Here is an 11,940-nt window from a genome sequence, read left to right as displayed (position 1 = left end):
TATGTCTGCAGGTGGAGCAGGAGGAGAGGCCAAAGGCGGATATCCTCCACAAACAATAATGGCTTTAGGTATAGTCGGCGGTCTCGTCGGAATCTACCTTGGTAATTTCGCACCTCCAGCATATTCCTTCTTTGGAGGTCTTGGAGCAATCTGTGCAACGGTCTGGGGTGCTGATGCGGTTCGCCGTGTTGCAAGCTATGGACTTGGTACAGGTGTCCCATCAATCGGTATGCTTGCCCTTGGTATGGGTATTTTAGCAGCTCTCTTCGGACTTTCAATAGGAGGCCCTGCAGGGCCTATAGTAGCCGTCGTTGTAGCAGCAATCATAGGTGGCGTTATTGGTGCCCTTGCAAACAAAGTAATCGGAATGGGCATCCCCATAATGGAAAAGGCAATGGTAGAGATTTCATGTGCAGGAACCCTTGTAATTCTCGGGCTGAGTGTTGTCATTGCTGGATCCTTCGATTATGCTTCAGTTGTCCAATATGTCGTTGCAAACGGATACATTGCACTGATCTTTATAATAGGTGGTATGGGAATCCTTCACCCCTTCAACGCTAGCCTGGGACCTGATGAGACGCAGGACAGAACCCTTATGCTTGCTGTTGAAAAAGGAGCAATTGCATTAATAATTGCAGGCTTTGCCTCTTCACTCCATGAAGGATTAATGGCTGCTGGCTTAAACATGCTTATAGGAATTGTCATCTGGTATGTCGCTTTCAGCAAGCACTATGCACTTATTAAGAGAGATGCATATGCAGTGGTTGGAAGTGGTATGCTGCCTAGTTCGGAGGAACTACAATGAGCATGGTTAGAATAGCTCCCGAGTTAAATTTAGTTATGGATCCGGAAACGGGAACCATAACACAAGAACGGAAAGACTCGATTCAGTATTCCATGGAATCCGTATTTGAGAGAGTGGACAAACTGGATGCAATTGCAGACGATCTGGTGAATTCCCTTTCGCCCAGTAAGCCGCTTCTTAACTCCTGGCCAGGCCGTGAGAACACCTCCTATATGGCAGGATTTTATGGGAACACTTTCTACGGAGTCGTTATAGGGCTTGCTTTCAGCGGGCTGCTTGCCCTTGTCATATATATAGCAAGTTTGATGAAAGGGGTGGTGTAAAATGGCAGATAAAAGAGAACCAGCCCCAGGATGGCCTATCCTGAAAGGAGAATATGAAGTAGGCGATGTCAAAAACTGTGTACTGGTAATTACCTGCGGGTCACATCTTCCAGGCGGGTCAATCCTTGATGCAGGAGCAGCCGTTACCGGATCCTGTAAAACCGAAAATCTCGGTATTGAAAAGGTAGTTGCTCACATTATCTCAAACCCTAACATCAGGTACTTGCTTGTGACCGGCTCTGAGGTTAAAGGGCACATTACCGGTCAGTCAATAATGAGCCTTCATGCAAACGGTGTAAAAGACAACAGGATTTCAGGAGCACTGGGTGCAATTCCATATGTGGAAAACCTGAATGCAGACGCAATTACTCGTTTCCAGGAACAGGTTCAGGTTGTCAACCTTCTTGATACCGAGGATATGGGTGCCATAACCTCCAAAGTGAAAGAACTCGCCTCAAAAGACCCGGGTGCTTTTGATGCAGAACCTATGATCGTGGAGATCAGTGAGGAAGGCGAAGAAGAAGAAGAAGGCGGTGTTGTCAGGCCGGTTTCCGGGGAAATTGCAGTTATCCGCGGCAGACTGAAGGCAATTGAAGCCCGTATGATGGATATAGGAAACTTGAACAAGTTCCACTCAGGAGTTCACGCAGGAAAGATCGAAGGCGCCATGATAGGGTTGACAATAACCATATCCCTGCTTGGATTATTACTGCTAGGGAGGTAATGAAAATGGCAGAAGAATACGATAAAGGCGTCCCAATGGTGCTTGCCCCTCAGATGGGAGCAATTGATGCTACTGTTGAGAGTATTCGATATAGAGCACAGTTGATTGCGAGAAACCAGAAGCTGGATTCCGGGGTTGCGGCTACCGGGATGGCCGGCTTTGCAGCAGGTTTCCTCTTTTCGCTGCTGATGGTCATTGTACTCCCGTTACTGTTCTGGTGAGAGGTGAAATAACATGGATGGAAAAGCACCAGCAGCATTTGTAGAGCCAGGTGAATTTAACGAAGTAATGAAAAGGCTCGATAAGATAGATGAAAAGATTGAGTTTGTCAACAGTGAAGTTGCACAAAAAATCGGAAAGAAAGTAGGAAGGGATATTGGAATTCTGTACGGCGGATTTATTGGCCTGTTGCTCTTCCTGATATATACTGTGGTATCATCAATGTTCATGTAAGTGAGGGATCAAAATGTTCAAGTTTGACAAGAAACAGGAAGTTTTTGAAATCGGTGGAGTTAAATTCGGCGGACAGCCGGGTGAATTCCCAACCGTGTTAGTCAGTACGATGTTCTATGCAAGGCACAAGATTGTGACTGATGAAGATAAGGGTATTTTCGACAGAGCTGCTGCAGAAACCCTCTGGAACACCCAGGTCTCACTGAGCGATGCCACTGGAAACCCCTACGTAAATCAGATTGTAGGAGAAACTCCCGAATCAATCAAGCGCTATATTGACTGGTTCGTTGAGATTGACGACAGGACTCCCTTCCTGATCGACTCCTCAGCCGGAAATGTGCGTGCAGCCGCAGCACAGTACTGTACTGAAATCGGTGTTGCAGACAGGGCAATCCACAACTCGATCAACGCAAGTATTGAACAGGAAGAAATCGATGTCCTCACAGAAAGTGATGTGGAATCTGCAATCGTTCTTGCCTTCAACGCAACCGACCCGACCGTAAAAGGAAAGATGGACATTCTTGAAGTCGGTGGTTCCGGACAGACCAAGGGTATGCTCCAGGTCGCAAAAGAATGCGGAATCAAGTATCCCTTAATCGACGTCGCTGCAATGCCTCTTGGTGCAGGTTCCGGTCCTACAATCCGTTCGATACCCACACTGAAAGCAAAATTCGGATTGCCAATCGGTGGCGGATACCACAACATGGCCTCAGCCTGGGACTGGCTCCGCAAATTCAAGAAGACTCAGCCTGACCCCAAGGCAATCTACATGCCTACAGACATTGGTACCAACCTGGTAGCCCAGATTGCAGGTTCTGACTACCTCCTTTACGGACCTATCGAGAACGTCAACCAGATTTTCCCAGCAGTTGCAATGGTAGACATCATGCTTGGAGAAACTGCAAAGGATCTTGGCGTCGAGATCGCAGACCTGGAAAACCACCCGGTAACCAAGCTGACATAAATAAAAAGGAGAAAATTACAGAGAGTCTCAGGACTCAAAAGCAGAGGAAATTTTCCTTTGCTTTATTTTTTTAAAAAGTTTTGTAGTTTTTTAGCTAATTAAGGTTCTTATTCTTGATCTTCTGGTTTTTGCTGTCCTCAGTACTTTTTCTTTTAATTCTCGGCATCACCTTAAAAAAATATATATTTAGATTGTTTACTTTTAGGATATTCTGCCTGTCTACTTGAAAACGCTTTTTTTGCCTACTTTTGAGCATAATCTCCAGATGTACCTGAAATAGCATTTTTTGATAAGCCAGAGAAAAATAATGCCAGGTGAAGAAAAATATGAATTTGTGGGCAAAAAAATATGTTATGGATGAGCTAGAACGGAAAGGATGAGAATATTAAAAAAACTTCAATGCGTCTTCGGTTAAGTGGGAATTCGTGACAAATTAAGTCAATGTCCTCAACATTTGCCAAATAATTTAATAAGTTATGAGCTGGAACAAGGTATTGATTTCATGTAAATAGGCCAAAATATAAGGCTGACTTCCAGTGCAAAATCGATAGCTTTCAGGCAAGAAAATTCCTTAACCGATGACCAATGAAAAAGCTTCTGTTTTTCTCAGGAGAAAAGTCCCTGGCTGGCTAAATAATCCGATCTGAACCTGCCAGGTACTATGAAACCACTCCCAAACTCGCTTTTTGGGACTGTTATCACCTCTGAAGATTGTGAGTTCTCAGGAAAATTGTAATAACCTGTGAGTTTTTACCCTGCGCTTAAGCAGGAGCTATACAATCTACTCAGAAACTCACGGCTTTTTAACATTAACATGTCAACCTATGTCCTCGAAATTAAATTCGGGTAGATAATTGAAGGTTAAGTAAACTATAAGGATAGGGTGAAATCAATAATGCAATCTTCCAGGTTATAGCAGTCCAACTTACATCCCAATATTTTTAAGGTACATATTGTACACTTTCTTAACATATATATATAAAGAGTTGTGAACCAGTACCATTCGTTTCGGATCGTTTGTCAAGCTTTTAGCTTAACATTCTATGAAAAACTTATTTAAGTTTCAAAAGCAAAACAGTATATAAAAATATACATCCAGGCAATTTGACGGAATTTATAGAGATGACAGTATTGTATTATATTTTAAAATTAATTGAGACTTTGAATGGAACATCTTTTAATTATAATCATCAAATAGTAGTAATAAATAGAAAGATTTAATATTCGGTAGCACTTACCAGTACCATAAATAGAAACCTAAATAAGAACTATAAATAGAGCCCTAAATAAGAACTTTTAGGATTCATGGTGTACTGCTTTAGAAAAAAATGTCTTTCAATAGCTAACCAGAAACCATAAAAAGTTCTGATATTACGGGTATCAAAACGGATCATAGCATAAATAGCCAGGAAACCGGATCTATCGGGTGGAAATATGCTGATCAGAAAGAACATTTCCCTGGATGATAAATACCTTAAAAAGTTACAGCCCCTTCTGGATGCCAATAATGGAAATTTGAGTGCTGCAGTCAGGGATACCATTGAAGTTGCGGATACAGCTCTTTTATATCATAAAAGTATTGATGAAGCAATTCGATTTTTAAAAGAAACTCCTGCAAAAGAAGAGTTAAACGAGACAATCCAGAACGGAGAAAATATCGTTATAAATAAAACGATGCTGGAATGGCTGTTTAGGTGTACAAAGGGTAGGATTACGGATGAAGAGCTTGTTAATGAGCTTATCAATCCATTTGAGATTCAGGATATGAAACAACTCGAAGATTACCTTAATAGGGTTTCCAGAAGCTATCAATGGGTAATTCAAACTTCAATAAAGTGCGAAGATATTAATAATCCTGAATCTGCACTGGTACTTATTTCCAACTCGACAGTGCACAGTAGAGACTTTTTTGCTCAGCTGGTAGCTCATTTCCTTTCCAAATGGAAACATCTTGACGTTGAGCATGTTTTCAGGAGATCAAACTCAACCCAGATTTCTTTCAAAAGAAATACCTCTATCTCATCAAGCGAGATCATGCCCGGAATCCGAAAGCATTTCGGATATCTTGATGTTTTATGTAAGGAGTTGGACGACAATACCGAATTCTGGACTCAGCTAATGTATACTTATAATGCTGAGAGGTTCAACCTTGTGACTCTTCATCGGAGCCAGTTTGAAGTTTTTGCAACTGGAGAAGTCCCAAACCCGACAAAAATCCTTGAACGTCTTTGCAAACAGTCGATATGTGACATGACTCTTCCGGACTTGCTGGTTAATTTTAGAAAAATGTACCTTGCAACTCAGCTTGTCAAAAATATAGAAATCTCCCTTGAAACTGGAAACGAATCAGTAACCATTTTTCATGACTTCAAAGATGAAAGGGTTATTCGTAATCTTGTGAAGTATTTTTCAAACATATTTAGGGAAAACGGCTCACCTTTTGAAACATTTTCATATTCAAGCATGATTGTATTTCGGTTTTTCCAGGAGCAGGAACCTGACAGTTCAGATTTATATTTGATGGAATCAATGGAAGAGCCCTAATAACCTACTCTAATAACCTAACTCTAATAACCTAACTCTAATAACCTATCTAATAACCTGATCCTAATAACCTGAAGAAGTTCAAAGGTCTACTGGAGTTTAAAGATCTATTGGCCAGAACCCGAAAATTGCTAAAATATTTTAATTTACTCAATTGAAAAAATTAAGGGGTAAAATAAAGGGGTAAAATAAAGGGGTAAAATTAAAGATAAAACTTTAGCCCATAGATTACAGTTCCCATAGAAGCTTCAGGCACTGAAGCCTATAATTTCTGATGCTTAGTGCCCGCAACGAAATAAACTATGCAACTTATACTTTATTGCAACTTTGATTGGCGACTTTGATAGTGAAAATCAAAATGCCCAATCGGGAATATGCATAGGTTATTCTGTGACTGGAACTTATGGTTTAACCCTTGTTTTAGTTAACCTTTTGTAACCCCTAAAGGAAGAACTCTTGCAACCTTACGGGCAATTCCGAGTTCGTGCACGACATTTACCACTTCGCTGCTAGACTTGTATACATCTGGAGCTTCCTCTGCAATGACTGAAGGATGGGTGGCTCTTACTGTAATACCCCGAGCTTCAAGGTTTTCTTTTATGCTCTGTCCGCGGAATTCTTTCTTTGCATGTGCTCTGCTCATGACTCTACCAGCCCCATGACAGGCACTACCGAAAGAAACATTCATAGCCTCTTCTGAACCGCATAGTATATAAGAAGGAGTCCCCATACTTCCAGGAATCAGCACCGGTTGACCTACATCTCTGTATACGGCAGGAACCTCGGGATGCCCTGGAGGGAAGGCTCTTGTTGCTCCTTTCCTGTGCACATACACCTCTTTTTTCTTGCCGTCCACAATATGTTTTTCAAGTTTTGCCACGTTGTGGGCAACGTCATAAAGCAGATCCATGCCCAGATCGTCAGCATCTCTTCCAAATATTTTTTCAAATGATTCCCTTGTCCAGTGAGTAATTATCTGACGATTTGCCCATGCATAATTTGCAGCACAGAGCATGGCTTTAAAATAGTTCTGGGCTTCCCTTGACTGGGCAGGGGCACAGGCAAGTTGTTTGTCCGGAATTTCAATTTTATAGTTCTTTACGGCCTGAGAGAGTTCCTTTAAGTGGTCAGTACAAATCTGGTGCCCTGCACCTCTTGACCCGCAGTGAATCATTACCGTAACCTGGCCTTCCTGAAGCCCAAAGGTCGAAGCTATTTCCTGATCATAGATCTTATCAACGTACTGAACCTCAAGGAAGTGATTGCCGCTTCCAAGAGTTCCTAACTGAGGTTTTCCTCTTTTTCTGGCTTTCGTGCTTACCTGGGCAGGGTCGGCTCCTTCCATAGATCCATTAGCTTCACAGTGTTTGACATCAGCTTCTACGCCATATCCGGCTTCTACAGCCCAGTTTGCTCCCTCTAGAAAAGCACTGTCCAGTTCCTGGTCCGAAGCCCTGATCCGACTTTTGGAACCAACGCCTGCGGGTATGTTACTAAAAAGCTCGTCGGTTAACCTTTTTATGTTTGGAACTACCTCTTCTTTCTGAAGATTGGTACGAATGAGCCTTACCCCGCAGTTGATATCAAAGCCCACCCCGCCAGGGCTGATAATTCCTTCTTCTGCATCAAAAGCGGCAACTCCCCCTATAGCAAAGCCATAGCCAAGATGAGCATCAGGCATTGCCATAGAGTACTTCTGAATACCAGGTAAGGTTGCCACATTTGCAATCTGGTCAATAGTCCCGGGTTCAATGCCTTCAAGCAAATTTTGGGATACAAACAGGCGGCCTGGAACCCGCATGTTAGGAATGTGCCCAACAGGAATTTCCCATTCATTTTCAGAAAGTTTCCTGACCATACCCTTCACCTCTTTCTGTACGTTTTCCGTGCTTAATTCCTCAATAGCTGTATCTTCACTTTCTACCATGATTTATGCTCTCCCTGCTCCTTTATGCTTTAGATATAATTCTGGAACTACTAATTTATCTTCCGTTTCCCACAGGTTCTGCAAATTGCCTTGGAAACGTGATCAAGATACATTGTATCAGGCTGGATTAAAGCCACAATGAATTTTGGAAACGGCTGATTAAGATCGGTTCGAGATAACAAAGTCGATCTAAATACGACTGAACCAATTCAGGACTAGATAACTCAACTTGAGATATACATGAGATATATTTGAGATATACTTGAAATATACTTGAAATATACTTGAAATATTATAGTACTTGAGATATGTAGTGCAGAATAGGATAATTCCTATACATGAAGATATGCATGGTGCAAGTAGTCAGAGGAGAACCAGCCAGTATTTGGCAAACCAATTACGGGGGATAGGGGAAAAGCTTTTGCTCCCTTAAATATCCACAACAACCTGAGCCTTCCAGCCATCAGCAGTCTTCGTTATTTCTAACTGGTTATAGGTAACAGCCTTAATTTCAGTCTCAAAAGGAAGGCTTTCGAGAGAGTAATTCTCACCCAGTGCCTGAGCTGTTATTGAATATTCACCATTTACTTCCCTGATTATCTTAACCCGAAAATCCCTGAAAACAATTTCATCAACTTCAAAGAGATATAGAAGCTCAGAAAGCCAGTCCACAAGCAAGGATTCCAGGTCAGGCGACTTGAGAACAATTTCTCTTGCGGTGTCTCCCGAGACTTTTTCTGTATCAATTATAACATTAAACATCGCGAGAGCCGCATTTTCAAATACTTCTTCCCTGGTTTTTCCGAAAGCCTGGAATTTGATATCTGCAGTGTGATCCAGATACTCATACTGTTTTCCTTGAGATGACATAGCCAGGTAATTGTGTTCTTTGTTACATTAACTTATTTACCGCATAAATCTGTTTTCAGACCTAAAGAATGTCCCTTAACTTTAAAAATGAACTTAGACAGCGAACCTAGATAGTGAACTTAGATAAAGAACCTGGATAATGAACTTAGACAGCGAACTTAAACAATGGAATATAAACAACGAACTTAGTCAATGAATATAGATAGAACTCTAGGTGAAATAAAACTAAATTGTAAAATTATTAAAAAAGGATGTTATTACTGCAGCTCTTTCCATATATAGTAGATTCTCTGGATTGCTGTTATGTGGCTGGTTACAGCAATCAGGATGACGGCCCAGCCAAGAATTGAAAAACCTGCAATTGGCACTGGAAAGGCAAAGTTGCCGAAAGACGCAAAAATTATAACTACAAGTCGGTCAGCCCTGCCCATTATCCCACCATAGTATCTTCCAAGGCTAAGTGCCTGGGCCTGGGTCCCTAGATAGCTGGTAAGCAGCACACCTACAATTGCCGTAACTCCTAACTGCCAGGAGACATAACCTGCAAAAAAGATGCTACATATTATAAAAACATCCGAGTAACGGTCAATCACGTGATCCAGAAAGTCACCTCTTGGAGTTGCCCTATTTGATTTCCTTGCAATTATTCCGTCAAGGGCGTCAAAAATAGAGTTAAGTATTACCAGGATGCCTGCCAGCAGGATAAATTCCCTAGACGCAGGTGAGTAATAAAAACTCAGTCCTGCAAAGAATGCACATATAAGGGAAGCTATGGAAACCGTGTTGGGTGAGACCTCATATCTGACGAAATAGTCTGCCAGTGGATCGATAAATTTTGAGGCAAAAGGTCTCAAGGTGTTAAACGTCATGGTACTCGAGATTTTTCTTTAGGTAATACCCGTAACAGAAAGTCGCCCAGGAAACAGGCGTCTTATCTTACTCGGTATTCGGGTTTGGATTCGCTTTTATTCGTTTCTGTGTTTACCTGCTTTTTTATATTTATACTTAAGCTGTATGATTATCCGCTTATTCGATAGATAAGTTTACTCATTCTATTTCCTGTTTCTCATGCTTTTACTTCTAATCATGGATTAAACAAGCGAACGTTTATGTCTACTCATTTTCTCTCTCTGCTGTCACACAATCTTACGGATAAACGAGGGTCAAACGAGCAAGCGTTTGCAATCGAGCGTTTATAGTTTATTTACTTTCCCTTTCTGTTTTCGCACGCTCGTACAGGTACTTAACTTTGCAGGAATGCTCAAGCTGCGTAGTCACTATATAGGCGTCTCCAAGCGTTCTCCCGATTGCAAAAGTTCCGTGACTGTAAACTATAGCGCCTCTATGCCTTGAGAGCGCATTTGCAAGATTTCCTGCAAGCTCGCAACTACCTATCCCTCCTCCGACGACCGGGATCTCACCAAGGAAGTACTGTCCTTCACTATCTACAGGTGAAATTCTTCCTTCAGGGCCTGCGAGCAGGGACTCAACAACCGCATAGGGAGCATGAGCGTGAATGATTGCAAGTGCTGAGGTCTGCCTGTAAATTTCCCGGTGTACGACAGTTTCGGAAGATGCAATTATATCAAGGGAAGAAGTGTCCCAAACATCAACTTCAACAACGTTATTCTCTGTGATTTCGTCAAGTGCGGCACCTGTCCGGGTGATAAGCATCCTGTCGCCAGCCCTGCTGCTGATATTTCCAAAGTTAGATTCGACAAGCCCGTGTTCAACTAGCTTGCGCCCATATTTTGCAATTTCCTGCCACATCGTAAGCGGTATATTATACCTTTGGTTAATAATACATATTGCTTATAAGTTCGAGGTTATGTTTCTAAAAAATAGGCTTTAATAATCCTTTTTTTCTTCATAATGTCTAAAAAATCTGAAACTATAATCCATTTTATCTTTTTAATTTTATGAAACTTCACCAGTTTTGAGCGTATGCTTAATGGACACACTAACCTCAGATCTATTCTTCAAAAGACCCTTAGGGTCCTTGTGGTCATCAATAACAGGAACCTCTAAAATACTATACCTGCTCTTCTTCTAAGAATATTACTCAAAAAAGAAAAATTAATGATTACTTCCTTTCAAGAAATTCTATGAAAGAATCTAAATTTTGCTCTTTCATTTGAATACAAAAATCATTATTTTTGTCTATGTTTTTATACTGTTCGTACATGGAAATTAATTGATTATACATTGTTAAGTTTACTGATTTATACCATTGTGCATAATCGTGAATTATGTTAACAGACATCGGACACAATAACAACGTTAAACCAAATCCGGCTTCATCATCCTGAAATATTACAAAAGGAAAAGTTTTACATGCTTCCGACCTGTTATCGTATATTCTACATTTTGAATTTACCAGTAATGGGCACTGTTCGACGGCATTTATTGCTTTATAACATCCTTCTAACTCTGATTTTACCACATTCGATTTTAAAATATTCGCACTTTCTTTATCTACATTTTTTAAAATTTTTTCATATTCTTTTCTATGAAAATCAATAATATGATGTTTGCAGCAACTCGCATTACATGATTCAGGACAGCTATAATGTTTAAGTATGCTTTGAGTTTTTGAGAGTAACAAGTCGTGTTTTTTAAAACGTTGTCTTCGATCCATGACTAAGCCTCGTAAACTTTCTTTTTTCACTTCTCATAAAGTCTTTTTCTTTCCGGTGCTTCCTTTGCTACTCTCCATAATATCTCTATTTTTCCTGCTTCAAGAATAAAAATCATAAGAGCCGGATCCTTCTTATCTGCTTATGTAATTAATTACTCCGGGGATTCCAGTATATTCAGTGTAAATCTCCAGTGCTCTTACGTAAGTGTTCAGTTGTTTTTTGGGATTTGTTGTATCAATCCACTCTATGAATATAGGGTCATGTTTCAGTGCCGCAAACTTGAATTTAGTATCTTCATTACGGAACATTAGTTACCCTGGATATAATGTCTTAAACGAGATAAACACAGGACTCTCTAAGGTTTATGTACTTATGACCTCTGGAACCTGACAAAAAAGAGAACAGATCACAATCAGATTAAGACGAGTGGCTTTCAGATAAAGAATTCAGCCATAAAGTTTATCTGTGAGTATTGTATTTAGATAAGTCGCAGCATTTTCTAATTGCCTCGTTGGCTCAGCCCGGTAGAGCGAGTGACTTGTAATCACTAGGTCGCGTGTTCAAATCACGCACGGGGCTTCTAAATTTTTGATTAAAGTACTTTCTTTCTATTTTGTCTTAATCTTCCCTTGGTAGCTCATTAAAGGCATAAGCCCTAGAATATCAATTTTCAACTCCTACACATTCTGCT

At 40.8% G+C, this 11,940-nt stretch carries 13 protein-coding genes and 1 tRNA gene; 8 read left to right on the top strand and 6 right to left on the bottom strand.

Annotation, left to right across the window (positions count from 1 at the left end; all coding sequences use genetic code 11):
• Position 1 precedes the first annotated feature (1 nt).
• From mtrC to MSBRM_RS01850, 7 genes are all read left to right on the top strand, one after another.
• On the top strand, positions 2-805 hold the full coding sequence (gene mtrC / locus MSBRM_RS01880; protein WP_048120281.1) for a tetrahydromethanopterin S-methyltransferase subunit MtrC: 804 nt from the start codon (positions 2-4) through the stop codon (positions 803-805).
• Positions 802-1,128, top strand: a complete 327-nt coding sequence (locus tag MSBRM_RS01875; protein ID WP_048120283.1) for a tetrahydromethanopterin S-methyltransferase subunit B — start codon at positions 802-804, stop codon at positions 1,126-1,128. The genes mtrC and MSBRM_RS01875 overlap by 4 nt, the downstream gene beginning before the upstream one ends.
• 1 nt (position 1,129) lies before the next feature.
• Positions 1,130-1,852 (top strand): tetrahydromethanopterin S-methyltransferase subunit A, encoded by a 723-nt coding sequence (gene mtrA, locus MSBRM_RS01870; protein WP_048120285.1) that lies wholly within the window; start codon positions 1,130-1,132, stop codon positions 1,850-1,852.
• The gene (locus MSBRM_RS01865) at positions 1,852-2,073 is read left to right on the top strand and encodes a tetrahydromethanopterin S-methyltransferase subunit F (protein WP_048120286.1); all 222 of its coding nucleotides are present in this window, start codon (positions 1,852-1,854) and stop codon (positions 2,071-2,073) included. The genes mtrA and MSBRM_RS01865 overlap by 1 nt, the downstream gene beginning before the upstream one ends.
• Positions 2,074-2,086: 13 nt before the next feature.
• Positions 2,087-2,305 carry a tetrahydromethanopterin S-methyltransferase subunit MtrG gene (gene mtrG, locus MSBRM_RS01860; RefSeq protein WP_011306266.1) on the top strand — a complete coding sequence of 73 codons (219 nt, stop codon included), beginning with the start codon at positions 2,087-2,089 and terminating at the stop codon, positions 2,303-2,305.
• 13 nt (positions 2,306-2,318) lie between these two features.
• A complete protein-coding gene (gene mtrH, locus MSBRM_RS01855; protein WP_048120288.1) occupies positions 2,319-3,269 on the top strand; it encodes a tetrahydromethanopterin S-methyltransferase subunit H in 951 nt (316 codons plus the stop codon).
• A 1,434-nt stretch (positions 3,270-4,703) separates the two neighbouring features.
• Complete coding sequence (locus tag MSBRM_RS01850) at positions 4,704-5,813, top strand: hypothetical protein (protein ID WP_048120290.1); 1,110 nt, start codon at positions 4,704-4,706, stop codon at positions 5,811-5,813.
• A gap of 424 nt (positions 5,814-6,237) precedes the next feature.
• Here MSBRM_RS01850 and MSBRM_RS01845 read toward each other — a convergent pair whose 3' ends face one another.
• From MSBRM_RS01845 to MSBRM_RS19905, 6 genes are all read right to left on the bottom strand, one after another.
• Positions 6,238-7,740 carry an RtcB family protein gene (locus MSBRM_RS01845; protein ID WP_048154303.1) on the bottom strand — a complete coding sequence of 501 codons (1,503 nt, stop codon included), beginning with the start codon at positions 7,738-7,740 and terminating at the stop codon, positions 6,238-6,240.
• A gap of 429 nt (positions 7,741-8,169) precedes the next feature.
• Complete coding sequence (locus MSBRM_RS01840; RefSeq protein WP_048120293.1) at positions 8,170-8,610, bottom strand: archease; 441 nt, start codon at positions 8,608-8,610, stop codon at positions 8,170-8,172.
• Between the two features lie 257 nt (positions 8,611-8,867).
• Positions 8,868-9,479: a CDP-alcohol phosphatidyltransferase family protein gene (locus MSBRM_RS01835; protein WP_048120294.1), complete on the bottom strand. Its 612-nt coding sequence runs from the start codon at positions 9,477-9,479 to the stop codon at positions 8,868-8,870.
• A 331-nt stretch (positions 9,480-9,810) separates the two neighbouring features.
• On the bottom strand, positions 9,811-10,380 hold the full coding sequence (locus tag MSBRM_RS01830; RefSeq protein WP_048120296.1) for an aldolase: 570 nt from the start codon (positions 10,378-10,380) through the stop codon (positions 9,811-9,813).
• A gap of 313 nt (positions 10,381-10,693) precedes the next feature.
• Positions 10,694-11,278, bottom strand: a complete 585-nt coding sequence (locus MSBRM_RS01825) for a YkgJ family cysteine cluster protein (RefSeq protein ID WP_230669006.1) — start codon at positions 11,276-11,278, stop codon at positions 10,694-10,696.
• 102 nt (positions 11,279-11,380) lie between these two features.
• On the bottom strand, positions 11,381-11,557 hold the full coding sequence (locus tag MSBRM_RS19905) for a hypothetical protein (protein ID WP_155400450.1): 177 nt from the start codon (positions 11,555-11,557) through the stop codon (positions 11,381-11,383).
• 197 nt (positions 11,558-11,754) lie between these two features.
• Here MSBRM_RS19905 and MSBRM_RS01820 point away from each other — a divergent pair.
• Positions 11,755-11,828: transfer RNA gene (locus tag MSBRM_RS01820), tRNA-Thr, on the top strand.
• The last annotated feature ends 112 nt before the right edge of the window (positions 11,829-11,940 follow it).

Origin of the sequence: Methanosarcina barkeri MS (assembly GCF_000970025.1) — an archaeon.
GTDB lineage: Archaea > Halobacteriota > Methanosarcinia > Methanosarcinales > Methanosarcinaceae > Methanosarcina > Methanosarcina barkeri.
This window is presented reverse-complemented; position numbering and strand designations above follow the sequence as displayed.

Excerpts from the sequence above, each read along its gene's own strand:
- mtrC (WP_048120281.1), top strand. The coding sequence starts at position 2 with ATGTCTGCAGGTGGAGCAGGAGGAGAGGCCAAAGGCGGATATCCTCCA.
- MSBRM_RS01875 (WP_048120283.1), top strand. The coding sequence starts at position 802 with ATGAGCATGGTTAGAATAGCTCCCGAGTTAAATTTAGTTATGGATCCG.
- mtrA (WP_048120285.1), top strand. The coding sequence starts at position 1,130 with ATGGCAGATAAAAGAGAACCAGCCCCAGGATGGCCTATCCTGAAAGGA.
- MSBRM_RS01865 (WP_048120286.1), top strand. The coding sequence starts at position 1,852 with ATGAAAATGGCAGAAGAATACGATAAAGGCGTCCCAATGGTGCTTGCC.
- mtrG (WP_011306266.1), top strand. The coding sequence starts at position 2,087 with ATGGATGGAAAAGCACCAGCAGCATTTGTAGAGCCAGGTGAATTTAAC.
- mtrH (WP_048120288.1), top strand. The coding sequence starts at position 2,319 with ATGTTCAAGTTTGACAAGAAACAGGAAGTTTTTGAAATCGGTGGAGTT.
- MSBRM_RS01850 (WP_048120290.1), top strand. The coding sequence starts at position 4,704 with ATGCTGATCAGAAAGAACATTTCCCTGGATGATAAATACCTTAAAAAG.
- MSBRM_RS01845 (WP_048154303.1), bottom strand. The coding sequence starts at position 7,740 with ATGGTAGAAAGTGAAGATACAGCTATTGAGGAATTAAGCACGGAAAAC.
- MSBRM_RS01840 (WP_048120293.1), bottom strand. The coding sequence starts at position 8,610 with ATGTCATCTCAAGGAAAACAGTATGAGTATCTGGATCACACTGCAGAT.
- MSBRM_RS01835 (WP_048120294.1), bottom strand. The coding sequence starts at position 9,479 with ATGACGTTTAACACCTTGAGACCTTTTGCCTCAAAATTTATCGATCCA.
- MSBRM_RS01830 (WP_048120296.1), bottom strand. The coding sequence starts at position 10,380 with ATGTGGCAGGAAATTGCAAAATATGGGCGCAAGCTAGTTGAACACGGG.
- MSBRM_RS19905 (WP_155400450.1), bottom strand. The coding sequence starts at position 11,557 with ATGTTCCGTAATGAAGATACTAAATTCAAGTTTGCGGCACTGAAACAT.